General features: G+C 41.9%; 17 protein-coding genes and 1 tRNA gene. 3 read left to right on the top strand and 15 right to left on the bottom strand.

The window, feature by feature from the left end; all coding sequences use genetic code 11:
* Window positions 1-353: 353 nt before the first annotated feature.
* The 9 genes from prmC to JXR81_00300 form a co-directional block, all read right to left on the bottom strand.
* A complete protein-coding gene (prmC, locus tag JXR81_00340; GenBank protein MBN2753288.1) occupies window positions 354-1,238 on the bottom strand; it encodes a peptide chain release factor N(5)-glutamine methyltransferase in 885 nt (294 codons plus the stop codon).
* A 4-nt stretch (window positions 1,239-1,242) separates the two neighbouring features.
* Entirely contained in the window at window positions 1,243-2,310 is a 1,068-nt protein-coding gene (gene prfA / locus JXR81_00335; GenBank protein MBN2753287.1) for a peptide chain release factor 1, read from the bottom strand.
* Between the two features lie 92 nt (window positions 2,311-2,402).
* Entirely contained in the window at window positions 2,403-3,398 is a 996-nt protein-coding gene (locus JXR81_00330) for a DUF1385 domain-containing protein (protein MBN2753286.1), read from the bottom strand.
* Between the two features lie 2 nt (window positions 3,399-3,400).
* Entirely contained in the window at window positions 3,401-4,102 is a 702-nt protein-coding gene (locus tag JXR81_00325) for an FAD-dependent thymidylate synthase (GenBank protein ID MBN2753285.1), read from the bottom strand.
* Between the two features lie 16 nt (window positions 4,103-4,118).
* Window positions 4,119-4,343, bottom strand: a complete 225-nt coding sequence (gene rpmE / locus JXR81_00320) for a 50S ribosomal protein L31 (protein MBN2753284.1) — start codon at window positions 4,341-4,343, stop codon at window positions 4,119-4,121.
* 16 nt (window positions 4,344-4,359) lie between these two features.
* Window positions 4,360-5,616 carry a transcription termination factor Rho gene (gene rho, locus JXR81_00315; GenBank protein ID MBN2753283.1) on the bottom strand — a complete coding sequence of 419 codons (1,257 nt, stop codon included), beginning with the start codon at window positions 5,614-5,616 and terminating at the stop codon, window positions 4,360-4,362.
* Between the two features lie 255 nt (window positions 5,617-5,871).
* Window positions 5,872-6,426: a hypothetical protein gene (locus JXR81_00310; protein MBN2753282.1), complete on the bottom strand. Its 555-nt coding sequence runs from the start codon at window positions 6,424-6,426 to the stop codon at window positions 5,872-5,874.
* 81 nt (window positions 6,427-6,507) lie between these two features.
* Complete coding sequence (locus tag JXR81_00305) at window positions 6,508-7,191, bottom strand: hypothetical protein (protein ID MBN2753281.1); 684 nt, start codon at window positions 7,189-7,191, stop codon at window positions 6,508-6,510.
* 39 nt (window positions 7,192-7,230) lie between these two features.
* Window positions 7,231-7,776, bottom strand: coding sequence for a GyrI-like domain-containing protein (locus JXR81_00300; protein MBN2753280.1), 546 nt, complete (start codon window positions 7,774-7,776; stop codon window positions 7,231-7,233).
* Between the two features lie 188 nt (window positions 7,777-7,964).
* Here JXR81_00300 and JXR81_00295 point away from each other — a divergent pair, with 188 nt between their 5' ends.
* The 3 genes from JXR81_00295 (at window position 7,965) to JXR81_00285 (ending at window position 9,862) form a co-directional block, all read left to right on the top strand.
* Entirely contained in the window at window positions 7,965-8,765 is an 801-nt protein-coding gene (locus JXR81_00295; protein MBN2753279.1) for a DMT family transporter, read from the top strand.
* Between the two features lie 61 nt (window positions 8,766-8,826).
* A tRNA-Glu gene (locus JXR81_00290) sits at window positions 8,827-8,901 on the top strand.
* A 25-nt stretch (window positions 8,902-8,926) separates the two neighbouring features.
* Window positions 8,927-9,862, top strand: coding sequence for a cation transporter (locus JXR81_00285; protein MBN2753278.1), 936 nt, complete (start codon window positions 8,927-8,929; stop codon window positions 9,860-9,862).
* A gap of 22 nt (window positions 9,863-9,884) precedes the next feature.
* Here the strand turns inward: JXR81_00285 and JXR81_00280 are convergent, their stop codons facing one another.
* From JXR81_00280 to gap, 6 genes are all read right to left on the bottom strand, one after another.
* A complete protein-coding gene (locus JXR81_00280) occupies window positions 9,885-10,220 on the bottom strand; it encodes a PilZ domain-containing protein (GenBank protein ID MBN2753277.1) in 336 nt (111 codons plus the stop codon).
* Between the two features lie 57 nt (window positions 10,221-10,277).
* Window positions 10,278-11,906, bottom strand: a complete 1,629-nt coding sequence (locus JXR81_00275) for a peptide-binding protein (GenBank protein MBN2753276.1) — start codon at window positions 11,904-11,906, stop codon at window positions 10,278-10,280.
* Window positions 11,907-11,987: 81 nt separating this feature from the next.
* Window positions 11,988-12,329: a preprotein translocase subunit SecG gene (gene secG, locus JXR81_00270; GenBank protein MBN2753275.1), complete on the bottom strand. Its 342-nt coding sequence runs from the start codon at window positions 12,327-12,329 to the stop codon at window positions 11,988-11,990.
* A 14-nt stretch (window positions 12,330-12,343) separates the two neighbouring features.
* Window positions 12,344-13,105: a triose-phosphate isomerase gene (locus tag JXR81_00265; GenBank protein ID MBN2753274.1), complete on the bottom strand. Its 762-nt coding sequence runs from the start codon at window positions 13,103-13,105 to the stop codon at window positions 12,344-12,346.
* 30 nt (window positions 13,106-13,135) lie between these two features.
* Window positions 13,136-14,359, bottom strand: coding sequence for a phosphoglycerate kinase (locus tag JXR81_00260; protein MBN2753273.1), 1,224 nt, complete (start codon window positions 14,357-14,359; stop codon window positions 13,136-13,138).
* 85 nt (window positions 14,360-14,444) lie between these two features.
* Entirely contained in the window at window positions 14,445-15,461 is a 1,017-nt protein-coding gene (gene gap, locus JXR81_00255; GenBank protein MBN2753272.1) for a type I glyceraldehyde-3-phosphate dehydrogenase, read from the bottom strand.
* Window positions 15,462-15,475: the final 14 nt, after the last annotated feature.

Below are 15,475 nucleotides of genomic sequence, written 5' to 3'. Positions count from 1 at the left end.
CGTTTGAATAGTAAACGGGGGTATCAGACCGGTTAATTATCTTTACATAATATCTTCGCTCCTGCGTTCCCTGCATCTGACAGGTAACCATTAAATCAAGTTTTTTTGTTGTATCTGCACCGCAGGGGAAAAAATTATCAGACCCGCTGATAAAAGTATTAGCGATAATTATCAAAATAGCCGCCCAAAGAAACCTGCGTAACGCATGTATATTCAATTTTCACCCATCCCAATGATGTAAAATTAAATTTACTTTATTACACAAATAAACATTTGTCAAATGAATTTTTGGTTAAATACAAAGGTTAACAATTATGATAAAGATTTTCTTGAAATAAAGAAAAATTATTTTGTTATTGTTTTGCTTTAATGTTTTTTTGTCCGGGAAGTATAAAAATCATTGCTCTTTTCATACCTTTGAAGTCGTTAAATGTGGATAAGTATGTCCAGTTTTTATTGTGGAAAACTTTTTTAACGTCCTCTTCCGTGTTGTCCCCGATTTCCAGAACCATATAACCGCCCGGGTTTAAGATGTTCTTTCCGGAAGAGGCAAGCTTTTTGTAAAATGAAAGCCCGTCTTTTTTGTCTGTAAGGGCGGCTGAGGGTTCGTGTAATACCTCTTTTTGCAGTTTGGACATGGCTGTTTTTGTTATATATGGGGGGTTGGATATAATAATATCAAATTTCAAGAGTGATTTGCGGGTTAAGGTAAAAAAATTGCCCGATTTAGCTGTTATACGCCCTTTTACGCCGTACTTCTTTGCGTTAAGGCGTGTTAGCGATATAGCCTTTTTAGATATGTCTATGGCGGTTATATGGGCTATTTGGGGGCATTCCAGGCACAGTGTCACACTTATTATTCCGCTTCCGGGGCCAAGCTCTGCCGCAAGTGTTTTGGGTTTAAGCGGAAGTGATTTCACCGCCTCTATTACCGCTTCGGTATCCTGCCTGGGAATTAATACCCCTTTTTTACAGACAAAATCATTGCCGTAAAAATGGGCGGTACCTGTTAGGTATTGAAGCGGGATTCCTGATGCCCTTTTATGAGCAAGCTTAAATAATTTCTTTACGCTCATTCCCGGAAGATTATCCTGAAACTTCGCGTATAAAGACGGTTTATCAATACCTGTAAGAAACATTAAAAGTTCCGCGGCTTCAAATTTTGAAACCTGTTTATCAAGCCCCCTGCCTTCTGAAATATAATCCGCGGCTTTATTCAGTGCTTCGTATATTTTCATATTATCAGATGCTGTTTTCCATAAGCTTTTTAGTGTTTTCTTCGCTAAGTTTTTCTATAAACTGATCAATGTCGCCCTGCATAACACCTTCAAGGTTGTAGGATGTAAGGCCTATCCTGTGGTCGGTGACGCGGTTCTGCGGGTAATTGTATGTCCTTATTTTTTCGCTGCGGTCGCCGGAACCAATCTGTGAACGCCTTTCGCTGTCGGTTATCGCCTTTTCATCGCCTTCGGTCTTGGCCTTTACCCTTGCCGAAAGAATAGAAAGCGCCTTTTCTTTATTCTTAATCTGTGACCTTCCGTCCTGACAGTAGACTTCAATACCTGTGGGTATGTGATGGGCTCTTACCGCGGATTCTGTCCTGTTAACGTGCTGACCGCCGGCGCCTGACGCGCGGCATACGTCTATTCGTATTTCAGCCATGTTTAAATTGAACTCTTTTTCTTCCTGTTCCGGAAGCACGTAAACTGTCGCCGCGGAAGTGTGAACTCTGCCGCTGGTCTCTGTATCCGGTACGCGCTGCACCCTGTGCGCGCCGCTTTCGTAACGAAGCTTGCCGTATGCGCCTTTTCCGTTCACAAAGAATATTATTTCTTTAAAGCCGCCAAGCTCGGTCGGGCTGCTTGTCACTGTTTCAATTGTATAGCCGTGGGTCTCCGCGTATTTAACATACATGCGGTATAAATCTCCCGCAAAAAGGCCGGCTTCATCGCCGCCTGTACCGGCGCGTATTTCCACGATGGCGTTCTTTTTGTCATTGGGGTCGCTTGGGGTAAGTATTATTCTTAATTCCTCGCGTTTCTTTTCCAGTTTTGGCGTTAAATCCTCTATCTCTGCTTTGGCCATATCCACAAGTTCTTTTTCCTGTTCCGTGCGCATCATGTGGTCCGCGTCTTTTATGGCATGGTCAAGCGCTGTATATGCGTCATATATTTCCACTATTTCGGAATATTCTGAATGCTGCCTTGCTTTTTTCTGAAAAAGTTCGTTGTTGGAAATTACCTGCGGATCGGAAAGTTCCGCTGTAAGTTTTTCATATTCGCGTTTTATTTTTGCGGCTTTTTCAAACATTTTATTGCCTCCGGTTAAATTGATTTTTATATATAAAAAAAAGCACCCGTTACGCCTTTTATAAAAGGCAGACCGGGTGCTTATATAAACAGCTAAAGTTTTACTGCTGCGGGTTTGTGCTTTTTTTCAAGTTTTAAAACTTCTTCAATTGACCTTGCGGCCACTTCAAGCATCTTCGCGTCGGGTTCTTTTGTGGTGATTCTCTGAAATGCCAGCCCCGGCGCTATTAATATTTTTATGAAAAAATTATTCTGGAACTTATCGGAAAATTTCAGCAGTTCGTATGACAGCCCCGCGATTGGGATTAAAAGCGGAATTTCCAGCAGTATCCTCTGCCATATCTTAAATTCCGGCGGCAGCAATAATACAAAGATTATAATGCTGACCAGCATGGTTAAAAAAATAAAAGCCGTGCCGCACCTTGGGTGAAGCGTTGTATACGGTTTCATGTTATTTTGCGTCAGTTTCTTGCCGGCTTCAAAGGTATATATGGCTTTGTGCTCCGCCCCGTGATACATAAAAAGGCGCTTAACGTCTTCCATAAATGAAATTCCCCAGATATATAAAAAGAATATTGCCAGTTTAAATGACACCACAATAAGGTTAAACAAAACCCTGTTGCCTGCAAGTTCGGGCATTGCTTTTTCAAGCAGTTTGGTTCCCTGTACAGGCAGATATATAAAAAGAAACAAAGCAAACGCGAAAGAAAAAATATAAGTTATTGTCATTTCCAGTTTTTCTTTTTTCTCTTTTTTTACAGTTTCAGCTTTGGATAATTTTTTCTTCTTTTTGTTTTCGTAACCTTCTTCGTATATCTGCGCGGAATAATCCAGCGCTTTAAATCCAAGGGTCATGGACTCTATAAGCGATACAAAACCTCTTAAGACAGGCCATTTTAAAAACGGGTATTTTTTTGTTATCGAATTGACCGGCGCGGACATGGATTTAATAGTGCCGTCTTTGTGGCGTACGGATACGGCGTAATAATTTGGCGAGCGCATAAGCACGCCTTCTATTACCGCCTGCCCTCCCACGCTCATTTTCTTTGTACCGCGGGAAACTGATTTTTTTGTTTTTTTAACTGTCATTTTTATTCCTTATTGTCAGAATTGTATTTTTTTCTGACTTCTGTTATTTTACCGCAGGCCATTTTGCCTTCCGGGCACGGCCCGTTTACACAGCCCGGTCCGGCGTTTTTAAATATCAAAGGAGCTGCTATTTTTGCTTCTTCAAGCATTAAATCCGCCATTTCGTGAATTTCCCACTGTGCCCTGTTGCAGCACCTTTTCTCAAAGAAGTGCAGAAGCTCGCGCGCGTTCATGGTAACCACTATCTTGGTTTCTGCCGCGTTGGGAAGCACATACCTGGCATCTTCTTTGGGAATGCCGGCGTCAGTCATGGATTTGTAGAATGCATTAATGGTTTCCATCATGGAATCAAACTGTTTTTTAAGTTCGGGTTTGTTTTCTATGGTGTGGGGTGTGATGTAGTCAAAGCCGGATTCATTAACATAACGCTGGCTCTGCTGCGAATAGGACGCGATTCTGTGGCGCACCAGCTGGTGTGTCAAAGCGCGCGACACGCCTTCTATAATGAAACTAAAAGACATGTGTTCCAGGACAGAGTAATGGCCAAGGTCATTTATTTTGTTGATAAATGAAGCAATGGTTTCATCGGTAAGTGTTCCGGTTATTTTATTATAGCCGCCGCTGGAATAACAAAGTTTTCCCGCTATGGCGGCTATTTTTTCGCCGTCAGCTGTATGTGACAGAAGTTTAACAAACACGGCCATATCCGCCGGACTTCCGCTAAGCCTTTGTTTCCTCTTTCTTTGTGCTTTTTGCAGCCCTTTTCTTGAATTTCTCTACCCTGCCGTCAGTATCAAGGAACTTCTGAACGCCTGTAAAGAAAGGGTGACAGTTAGAACAAACTTCCACCTTCAAGTCTCCCGCTGTGCTGTGTGTTTCAAATGAATTACCGCATGCGCATACAACCGTTGCTGTTTTGTAATCCGGGTGTATTCCCTGTTTCATGTTTCTGTTACCTCCGTTAATCTGTTTTCATGGCATCAATAAATGCCTTATTATTCTTTGTTTTGGATATTTTGTCAACCAGGAATTCCATTATTTCCGCGGGCTTCATCTTGCTTAAAAGGGCTTTCCGAAGTATCCATAATTTGTTTATTTCTTCCCTTGAAAGCAGAAGCTCTTCTTTTCTTGTGCCGGATTTGCTGATGTCAATTGCCGGGTAAAGGCGTTTTTCCGCAAGTTCGCGCGATAAGTCAATTTCGCTGTTGCCGGTGCCTTTAAATTCTTCAAATATAACATCGTCCATTTTGCTGCCTGTTTCAATAAGCGCGGTCGCTATAATCGTCAAAGAGCCGCCTTCTTCTATTGCCCTGGCCGCTCCAAAGAAGCGTTTGGGTTTTTGCAGAGCGTTACTGTCAATACCGCCGGAAAGTACTTTTCCGCTGGAAGGCGCGACCGCGTTATAGGCGCGCGCAAGGCGCGTGATGCTGTCAAGAAGTATAACCACGTCGCGTTTGCTTTCTACAAGCCTTTTGGCTTTTTCTATAACCATTTCCGCGACCTGAATATGCCTTGTGGGCGGTTCGTCAAATGTGGAAGACACAACTTCGCCTTTTACCGTACGTTCCATATCGGTTACTTCTTCGGGGCGTTCGTCAATTAAAAGCACTATAAGGTAAATTTCCGGGTGGTTATCCGTTATGCTGTTGGCAATTTTCTGCATAAGGACTGTTTTACCTGTCCTTGGCGGGGCAACTATAAGCGCCCTTTGGCCTTTGCCAAGAGGCGTGAAAAGGTCCATTACCCTCATGGAAATGTTTTCCCTGTCTTTTGTTTCAAGGTTTATCTTATGTTCGGGATAAAGCGGGGTTAAGTTGTCAAAGAAGATTTTATCTTTAATTTTTTCAGGGTCTTCGCTGTTAATTGTGCCAACTTTTAAAAGCGCGAAGTATTTTTCCCCTTCTTTTGGCGGGCGAATCTGGCCGGCTATCATGTCGCCTGTCCTTAAGTCAAACTTGCGTATCTGCGAAGGCGATACGTAAATGTCATCGGGCCCCGGAAGATAGTTGTAATTTGGCGAACGAAGAAACCCAAATCCGTCAGGAAGGATTTCAAGTACGCCTTCCCCGAAAACCAATCCGTCTTTCTGGGATTCGGTTTCCATAAGTTTCATGATAAGATCCTGTTTCTTAAGGCCGCTTAAGTTGTCAATCTTCATGTCTTTCGCGATCTTCTGAAGTTCGGATACTTTCATTGTTTTTAGTTCATTTACATTCATTAATTATTACCTCCGGGATTATAAAGGGGATATTTTTCTGCCCTTTTTTGGAATTTCATACGGATGTGTCCCTGTATTACTTTGCTTCCATAACAATATTATAGATTTATTGCGTAAAAGTCAATTAAAAATATGAAATATTTTTGTGTTTATCTTCTTTGTGTTATGTTTTTTCTATGTGTAAGACCTTTTTTTAATGCGTTTCTTGAAGTTAACCCGGTATTAAATTGATATTGATGAAATTTTTGTAATAATCTAATTGCATGACATGGCGTACATCTTAACATCTCCGCCATTAACATCCGTTATCCATGAGGAATATGAGGATGGCATCCCGTTATTTGTTACAATATCACTCCATGGATAGTATCCGTACTTAAGCCCTGTATCGCTTGTACTATTACATTTTATTGATGAAGAGTCCGAGCAGGATACAAGCCAGTATTTTGATCCGGAAACCAGGGCAGTTGCCGGTATAGATGCGGTATTCCAGCCAATTGTCCCGCTCTTGATTTCAGTCTGTGATAGAAGTGTACCAGGGGAACCGCTGTTGTCGGTATATATGCCTATTATGTAATCTGACGCGCTTTCAAGTTTAACGGATAATTTAGAAATGGTGACATCGGCTGACATTACAAAGTCATGGCCGAAAAGGAATTCCGCGCTGAGTGAAGTGTTGTCATCGTCCTGATTATATCCAAAAGAATAGCCGCAAACCGTTGATGCCGCAGGAGAAGTTTCTGTACAGGCGGTAAAAATCAATAATAATGATGTGAAAACAAAAAACGCAATTAAAAATGTTTTTTTCATTTTATCCCCGTTTATCTGTCCCGGTATGGTTTTTTAAATGCCTGCCGAGTCAATTAATTTTAAAAACAGTTCAATAATATTTTAGTAAGAACATCCCGAAGCGTATAAATGATTCCTGTAACTTGTTGTATTGACCCAGGTGCCGCCGCTTGGCATTACTCCGGCTGTTTCTATTGCGTCGATATCTGTTTCGCCAAAAACATATCTGTTGTAACTTGTGTAAGCGGCATCTGTAGAACCGGGCACCCATGCATTCGCGGAGAAAACGAACCAAAAAGAAGTTCCCGCGGTTAAAATGTACGGCGTTGAAAGCGAAGAGGTAAACCATCCGGCGGAAGCTGCTGTTTTTACGCCTGTCCATGCAAGCATACTGCCCGGGGTTCCGGAATTATCGCTGTAAATTCCAATACAATACTTGCCTGCTGCCGCCAGTTCAATAGAGAGGGCTGTAACTGATGTTTCCGCGTTAGGGGTAAATTTATGCGCGTATAAATTATTTGGGCCCGAACTTCCGTTTGAGTTACTGGAATTTGAACCGAATTTTATGCCGCAAACCATTGTTGCTGTCATTGTGACAGTGGCGGTTACGGTTGATGTCCGGGTTATTGTTGAAGTCGCGGTAATTGTCGGTGTTACTGTAAACGTGCCTATTGGCGTGGCTGTTGCCTGTTCCGCCTGCGGTGTTGTGGGTGATTTTTTATTACACGCGATAAGAAATGCTGAAACTAATAAGGCTGAGAGAAGAATAACGGTTAATTTTTTCACAATAGCTCCCTTTTTTAGATTAAAGAATATTCTGTTTATTTATCTCATTAAATAAATTGTCATTTTGTTCGGCATGTCATAAATTTCCATGCTGTATGTGTATCCTTCTGTTTTGCCTTTAAGTTTTTCCGCGAACATCGGGTAAACTTTACCGATGCCAAGCAGGATCGAAAGCGGGTTTGTAAAAGGATGCGTGGCAACAAGGCTCTGTTTTGATTCAAGAATTTTTACCTTAAATTTTGAAGTCAAAAGCGGGGCTTTTTTAATATCATCGCCTTCAAGGATACATCCGATTTCGCTTCTTAATTTTTCTTTGGCAACTGTTTTTGGGTCGTCAAGATAAATGCCAAAACCTTTTGTGGGGTTTACCCCGAATTCCGCCACCAGAGTCTGATATACATCCATTCCCGCCTTGTTTGCTTTCGCGTAATCCCCTGTCTGTTCAACATAAACAACAACATAAGGCCCGCTTAAAGCTTCTGTCACCTGAACCTTAAAGAACAGCCCCGCGTGGATTAAAAGCCCCACAATAGCCAGCAGTATAATTCCAAGTATAATTCCCGATACTACAAATACTTTTTTCATGATTACCCTCCGTTTTTTTTATTTCCCGGAAACATTTATAACACAAATAATGTTATTTGTAATGTGAAATTTTTAAAGTAATTTATACTGCCTGCTATTTACGTAAATGCCCGTTAATTTAATGATATAATAATATTAAAAAATAATGACTTTGGAATAATTATAAGATAATTAAAAGGATAAACGTGATGAACGAACAGATACTTTCAATTATAATAACTTTCGCTGGAAGTTCCATAAACAGTATTTCCCAGGCAATACAGAAAATAGGCCTTGATACCCGGCGTTTAAAAAAACGTAAAGGATGGGCAATCTGGCTTTTGGGGTCGTGCCTTATGGCTGCCACCCCTTTCATTTTTATGTACGCCACTTCCCTGGGCGGGGTTTCGCTTGTGGGGGCCATGTCAGGCACGGGCCTTGCCGCGCTTATTTTATTCTCCCATTACGTCATGAAAGAAGAAATTACCGCAAATGAACTGGCGGGCGTGGTAATGATACTTGGGGCGTCGGTGCTTATAGGTATTTTTTCAAGGGGCGAAGCGATTGAATCTATAATAGACCTGTTTTTATTATATATTTATATGGCAATAACGGTTATAACTTACATTGTCCTGACAGCGATATCGTTTAAGACGGGTAAAATGAAGGGTATTGTTTTGGGCGGGTTTGCCGGGTCTTTGGCAGGCTTTATCACCCTTTTTCAGAAAGTAACAACGTCAAATCCCTTAAATGCCGCTTCCCTTTTTTCCAATCCGTTCTTCTACGCCTGGATTGTAATAGGCGCTGTGGCTTTTATAATTCTTCAGTTTTCATACACCAAAGGCAGGGCTATACGCATAATCCCGTTTTTCGCGGCCAATTCAATAGTAATACCGGTAATCGGCGGAGTGGTGTGTTTTAAAGAATACCTGAATCTTTTCCAGTGGCTTGGTATTTTTCTTATTATCACAGGCGTATACATAAAAAACACCGGCAAAGAACGCGCGTAATAAATACCCGTTGACAAAGTATTTTACCTGTTATATAAGTATTTATCCGATACAGCCAAATGCCGCTATCGTCTAACGGTTAGGACACAGGGTTCTCAATCCTATAATCGGGGTTCGATTCCCCGTAGCGGTACCAGATTTACCGGATAAGGAGAAGTTTTATGCCTGACGAACACAGCCATGAAGAGCATAATCATTCGCACGGACATCATCACCATCACGCGCAGGGTGAAAAAGGCCTTGTATTAAGCATTATTATCAACGCCGGAATCACAGCGGCGGAGATTATTGGCGGTATTTTATCCGGTTCCCTTGCCCTTTTATCAGATGCCTTTCATAACCTGTCAGATGTCATATCGCTTATCATTTCCTATATAGCCATATTAATAGGAAAAAAGTCAAAGAGCGTAAGCAAAACATATGGCTACAAACGGGCGGAAATTTTAGCCGCGTTAATAAATGTTCTGGCGCTGTTTTTTGTCTGCGGATACATAATATTTGAAGCCATAGAAAGGTTTCAGCACCCGCAGCCCATCAAAGTGCGGCTTATGCTTGCAATTGCGGCTATAGGGCTTTTGGGCAACGGAATTTCGGTGTTATTGCTTTTTAAAGACGCCAAAGATAATTTAAACGTAAAAAGCGCTTTTTTGCATCTTATGGCGGATACAATTTCATCTGTCGCGGTAATAATAACCGCGGTTGTCCTTATGTTCAAGCCCTGGTATATTCTGGACGCGGCTATATCCATACTTATTGCCGCCTATATTGCCAAAGAGAGTTTTGGGATACTTATGGAAACCCTGAATATACTTATGCAGGGCGCGCCTAAAAATATAGATGACACCAAGATAAAGAAACGATTAAAAGAAGAAATATCCCTTGGCATAATTGACGTGCATCACATTCATATGTGGGAAATTTCCCCGGGAAAAGTTGTTTTTGACGCCCACGTGGCAGTGCCTAAAGATAAGTTAAGGGACGCGGACGATATTATTCACGGGATAAATGTAATACTTGCGGGGGAATTTAAGATTTGCCACTCAACCATCCAGCTTGAATCAGAGGAATTTGACCACTGTATTTCCTGCGATATATAAAATTACCGCGGCCGTTTTAAATTTATTCCATCATTTCTTCAAGGGCTTCTTCGTCGTGCGCTTTTAAAGACAAAAACGCGACGCCAAACTGCCGGTCGGAAGCTTTTACCCATTTAATCTGCGCGAATACGGTAAAATTAGCGTCAGGTTTTATAAGTTCCGCTTTTATAATATCGCCCGGCTTGCCTATTATGTCGCCTTCCACCCTTATGCCGCCGGCGCTTAAGTCTTTGCTTAAGCCCATGGCCCTTTTAATCTGTGTGGTAAATTCGGTAGGGACAAGCATATAATTTATTTCGTAATTTTTCTCAACCCTTTTTTGTTTCCTTTTTTCAAGATATAATTTGCCTTTTGCCATGTTTTATACCCCTTTATTAAGTTTTAAGCATTATATCATAAACAATAAAAATTCAACTTATTTTTCAAGCGTAACCCTGTATTTCTGAAGTTCGGCCGGCACGTACCATTCTGTAAAGTTATACCCTATGCCCGCGGGTTCGGGTTTTATTCCGTGTATTCTTTTGTGTATTACAGGAAGCGTATATGGCGAATAAATGAATGTATATGGGGCGTCTTTGGCGATAAGGGCGTGTATTTTTCTGTAAATTGCCTTTCTTTTTTCCGTATCGTATGTTGACCTTCCTTCTTCCAGAAGTTCATCCACCTGCGGGTTTTTATATCCGATAAAGTTAAATTCTCCCTCATCTGTTTTGGAAGAATGCCAGATGTCATAGCAGTCAGGGTCGCGCGTAAGGCTCCACCCCATTACAACGGCGTCAAATTTCTTTTTATTTATGAAGTCGGTTATAAATATGTTCCATGCCAGGACACGCACATTTACCTTTATGCCAAGTTTTGAAAATTCCTGCTGCGCGATAGCGGCTATTTCTTCCCGTTCTTTATTGCCCTGATTGGTGGCAAGGGTGAATTCAAATGGTATGCCGTTTCTTTCCAATATGCCGTCAGTACCTTTTACCCATCCGTCTTCTTTTAAAAGCCGCGCGGCTTTTTCCGGATTGTATTCATAAGGTTTTACATTTTCGTCATAAGCGTACGAGCCGGGGATAAACGGCCCGCTTATAGGCCTTGCCATTCCCCTGCGGACGTTTTTTATTATTTCTGCCGTGTTTATGGCGTAACTTAACGCCTGCCGCGTTTTAACCGAAGCAAAGGCGGGGTTTTCCTGATTATATCCTATATAAGTGTACAGAAAAGCGGGAACAACAAATTTATTAAAATTTTTATTAAAGTGTACGGTATTTGCTTTTGTAAAATACAAATCTGAAGACAGCTCCATCATATCCGCGCTGCCGGACTGCAGGTTCATAAACTGCACTGACTGATCCGGTATTACCCGGAACATATAATTGGTAATGTAGGGCGCGCCGTCAAAATGCGTTTTATTTGATACAAGTTCCAAAGAACGTCCGGTTTTCCAGTTCTTAAAAGTATAAGGCCCCGTACCGACCGGCGCGCGGTTAAAAGCGGCAGTGTTTATGTCTTTTCCGGCAAGCAGGTGCGCCGGAAGTATTCCCGTGCCCCAGTATTGCAAGGCGGGGGCAAATGGTTTTTTATACAGTACTTCCAACGTATAATCATCAATTACTCTTACGCTTTTTACCGGTTCAAAAAGGCTTCTATATGATGTTTTTGTATCAGGCGCCATATAAGCGTCATAGGTAAACTTAACGTCATTAGCGGTAAAAGGTTTCCCGTCATGCCATTTGACGTTATTTTTTAAGTGAAATATTATAGTCAGCCCGCCGTTTTTTATTTCCCAGTTATCCGCAAGGTCCCCTATAAGGTTAAGATTTTTATCAAATTTAACAAGCCCGTTAAAAACCAGGTCGTTTATGGCCGCGGATGCGGAATCGGACGACAGTACGGGATTTAATATGGCGGGCTCCCCTGTTGATGTATCAATCAGCATATCGCCGTAAGCTGGGGCGTCTGTATATTTTTCTTTAAGGGTATAAGTATCTTTTTTAGAGCATCCGGAGATAAGAATGACCGCTGTTAATAAAACAAGGATAATTTCTTTCACGTTGCACCCTCTTTATCTGTTTTTCGGATTAACAAAAAAGGCCGCGTTAAATTTAACGCGGCCTTTTTTTATGTCTGTTTTTTATTTATTTTCTACCGGAACTACAGGCGCTTCTGATACAGGAGCCTGAGCCGGAACGGCAGATTCCGCCTGTTTTACGGAATCAAGAACTCCGCTGTAACCGCCGGATCTTTTTGCCTGAAAAAGGGCAAGCGTAAGCGATGTTACCATAAATAATATAGCCACAAAAATTGTGGCTTTAGTTATAAAGTTTTTGCTGCCGCCCGCGCCAAACATTGTATTAGCCGCGCCCGCGCCGAACGCAAAGCCCACATCCGCGCCTTTTCCCGTCTGAAGAAGGACTATTATTATCAGCAGAAGTGCGTTTATTACGTGTACTACAAGAAGAATGTTATACAGCATTTATATGGCTCCTTTTACTTTTTGAATTTAACTATGGCTTCAAAAGAATCAGCTTTCAATGCCGCGCCGCCTACAAGTGCGCCGTCTATGTCGGGCTGTGCCATAAGTTCTTTTACGTTGTCGGGTTTTACGCTTCCGCCGTACTGTATCCTGATGGAATTCGCGGTAGCTTCGTCATAAATGGCTTTTAATTCGCCGCGGATCATGGCATGTACTTCCTGCGCCTGTTCTTTTGTCGCCACTTTTCCTGTGCCTATAGCCCATACAGGCTCATATGCTATTACTATGTTTTTTGCTTTTTCTTTTGGAATATCTTTAAGCCCTTCCACAACCTGTGCTTTTACGATAGAGTTGGTTGTTCCGTTTTCGCGCTGTTCCAGTGTTTCGCCCACGCACATAATCGGGACAAGCGAGTATTCAAAAGCCACTTTAACTTTTTCGTTGACGGAACTGTTTGTTTCGCCAAAATACTGCCTGCGTTCTGAATGGCCGATGATTACATAATGACAGCCAACGGAACGAAGCATCAAAGGCGAGATTTCGCCGGTAAACGCGCCTTCCTGTTTTGGATACATGTTCTGGGCGCCAAGTTTGATGTTGGAACCTTTGATTATTTCGTTAACAGATGCAAGGTTGGTAAACGTGGGGCAAATTGCCACTTCTGTTTCTTCCGGGTTTACGTCCTTTAAGCAATTCTTTAAACTTTCTGCCAGTGTTTTTGATTCTTCAAGATCCTTGTACATCTTCCAGTTTCCTGCAATTATCGGTATTCTCAATTTATTCCTCCGTAAAATATTTTTAGTTTATTATTTGTTTGTTAAAGCAGCCACGCCGGGTAATTCTTTGCCTTCAACAAATTCCATTGAAGCTCCGCCGCCGGTTGAGACGTGTGTCATTTTATCTGAAAGCTTAAGTTTTTTGATTGCGGATGCTGAATCTCCGCCGCCTACAACTGTTACGGCGCCTGATTCCGCAAGCGCCTTGCCGACTTCAAGCGTTCCTTTAGAGAACTGTTCCACTTCAAAAACACCCATTGGCCCGTTCCAGAAAATGGTTTTGGATTTGGATATTATATTTCTGAATTTATCTATTGTATTCTTTCCGATGTCAACGCCTTCCCAGCCGTCATCAATGGAATCCCTTAATACTTCTTTATATTCAGCTGTTTTAAGCGCTGTCATAAAGTCTTCGCCTGACTGTGGTGTCTTTGCCACAATGTGGTCAATGGGAAGATAGATAGCCACATTTTTATCCAGCGCTGTCTTCATAATTTCTTTTGCCGTCATCACTTTATCTTTTTCGCATAAAGAATCGCCGATTTCACGCCCTTTAGCCCTTAAGAATGTATATGCCATTCCGCCGCCTATAATAAGCCCGTCCACTTTATTTAAAAGGTTTTCTATCACCATTATCTTATCGCTTACTTTGGCGCCGCCAAGGATCGCGATAAAAGGTTTTTTAGGATTTTCAAGCATTTCGCCCAGGAATTTAAGTTCTTTTTCCATTAAGAATCCTGCTGCTGATTTTTTTACAAATTTAGTCATGCCCTCTGTGGACGCGTGCGCCCTGTGTGCGGTTCCGAATGCGTCATTAACGTAAATATCCGCGTTTTCCGCAAGCTGTTTTGAAAAATCAGCGTCATTTTTTTCTTCCTGTTTGTAAAACCGCAGATTTTCAAGAAGTGTCACGTCGCCGTCTTTCATTGAATCCACGGCTGTTTTTACCTGCGCGCCGATACAGTCATTAACAAACTTTACGTCTTTTCCTATAAGTTCGGATAATTTTTTAGCGCAGACATCAAGCGAAAATTCAGGTTTCTTTTCGCCTTTTGGCCTGCCAAGGTGCGATGCAAGGATAAGTTTTCCGCCTTTTTCTATAATATATTTAATTGAAGGTATGGCGGCTTTTATTCTATTGTCAGATGTTATGTTTCTGTCCGTGTCAAGCGGGACATTAAAGTCCACCCTCATGAAAACCCTTTTTCCTTTAAGATCCGTTTCGGTAAGGTCAGCCAGTGAAAGTTTTGCCATTAATCCTGCACCTCTTTTATCAGTTTAAAAGCCGGCAGTGAAACCTTTTGGGCTTCACTGCCGGCCTGTTTAAATTATATTGATATTACTTAAGGCCTTTTGCAACCATGTAATCAGCAAGGTCAACTACCCTGTTTGAATAACCCCATTCATTGTCATACCATGAAAGAATTTTAACCATGTTGCCTACAACGTATGTGCAGTCTCCGTCAACTGTGGAAGAATGCGGGTCGTTTACAAAATCGTGTGAAACCAAAGGAAGGTCTGTATAAGCCAGAATTCCCTTCATGGATCCTTCTGAGGCTTCTTTTAACATCGCGTTTACTTCTTCTTTTGTAACGTCCCTTTTCATTTCAAAGGTAACGTCTACAACTGATACGTTAGGCGTGGGAACGCGCATTGCGTATCCGTTAAGTTTGCCTTTAAGTTCCGGCATAACAAGCGAAATTGCTTTTGCAGCGCCTGTGGATGTGGGAATCATTGAAACCGCGGCAGCCCTTGCCCTTCTTAAGTCTTTATGGGGCGCGTCAAGAATCTTCTGGTCATTGGTGTAGCTGTGGATTGTTGTCATTAAGCCCTTTACGATTCCGATCTTGTCCTGAAGTACTTTGGTGAAAGGAGCAAGGCAGTTTGTCGTGCAGGAAGCGTTTGATACAACATTGTGGGCTTTTGCGTCATATTCATTTTCGTTAACGCCCATTACTATTGTTTTATCTTCGCCTTTTGCCGGAGCGGAAATAATAACCTTTTTTGCTCCGCCGCTTGTGATATGAACCTGCGCTTTTTCCTTGTCTGTGAAGAAACCGGTTGATTCAATAACCAGGTCAATGCCAAGTGTGTTCCATTTGATTGCTGCCGGGTCTTTTTCTTTGAATACTTTGATCTTTTTACCGTTGATTACAAGGTCTTCGCCGTCTGCTTTTACGTCCCCTTCAAAAATTCCCTGAACTGAATCATACTTGAAAAGGTGAGCAAGTGTCTTCGCGTCTGTTAAGTCATTTACCGCAACAACTTCAAGCTGGGAGTTCTTCTTAAGCAAAAGCGCCTTAAGAACATTTCTACCGATACGTCCAAAACCATTGATACCTACCTGTACTGCCATATCCGTGCCTCCTG

Source organism: Candidatus Goldiibacteriota bacterium, assembly GCA_016937715.1.
In the GTDB taxonomy this organism is placed as follows: domain Bacteria; phylum Oederibacteriota; class PGYV01; order PGYV01; family PGYV01; genus PGYV01.
This window is presented reverse-complemented; position numbering and strand designations above follow the sequence as displayed.

What these genes read in the sequence shown, in the direction of transcription:
- prmC (MBN2753288.1), bottom strand. Translation starts at nt 1,238, where the DNA reads ATGAAAATATACGAAGCACTGAATAAAGCCGCGGATTATATTTCAGAA.
- JXR81_00310 (MBN2753282.1), bottom strand. Translation starts at nt 6,426, where the DNA reads ATGAAAAAAACATTTTTAATTGCGTTTTTTGTTTTCACATCATTATTA.
- secG (MBN2753275.1), bottom strand. Translation starts at nt 12,329, where the DNA reads ATGCTGTATAACATTCTTCTTGTAGTACACGTAATAAACGCACTTCTG.
- JXR81_00260 (MBN2753273.1), bottom strand. Translation starts at nt 14,359, where the DNA reads ATGGCAAAACTTTCACTGGCTGACCTTACCGAAACGGATCTTAAAGGA.
- JXR81_00300 (MBN2753280.1), bottom strand. Translation starts at nt 7,776, where the DNA reads ATGAAAAAAGTATTTGTAGTATCGGGAATTATACTTGGAATTATACTG.
- JXR81_00325 (MBN2753285.1), bottom strand. Translation starts at nt 4,102, where the DNA reads ATGGCCGTGTTTGTTAAACTTCTGTCACATACAGCTGACGGCGAAAAA.
- rpmE (MBN2753284.1), bottom strand. Translation starts at nt 4,343, where the DNA reads ATGAAACAGGGAATACACCCGGATTACAAAACAGCAACGGTTGTATGC.
- JXR81_00280 (MBN2753277.1), bottom strand. Translation starts at nt 10,220, where the DNA reads ATGGCAAAAGGCAAATTATATCTTGAAAAAAGGAAACAAAAAAGGGTT.
- JXR81_00330 (MBN2753286.1), bottom strand. Translation starts at nt 3,398, where the DNA reads ATGACAGTTAAAAAAACAAAAAAATCAGTTTCCCGCGGTACAAAGAAA.
- prfA (MBN2753287.1), bottom strand. Translation starts at nt 2,310, where the DNA reads ATGTTTGAAAAAGCCGCAAAAATAAAACGCGAATATGAAAAACTTACA.
- rho (MBN2753283.1), bottom strand. Translation starts at nt 5,616, where the DNA reads ATGAATGTAAATGAACTAAAAACAATGAAAGTATCCGAACTTCAGAAG.
- JXR81_00285 (MBN2753278.1), top strand. Translation starts at nt 8,927, where the DNA reads ATGCCTGACGAACACAGCCATGAAGAGCATAATCATTCGCACGGACAT.
- JXR81_00295 (MBN2753279.1), top strand. Translation starts at nt 7,965, where the DNA reads ATGAACGAACAGATACTTTCAATTATAATAACTTTCGCTGGAAGTTCC.
- gap (MBN2753272.1), bottom strand. Translation starts at nt 15,461, where the DNA reads ATGGCAGTACAGGTAGGTATCAATGGTTTTGGACGTATCGGTAGAAAT.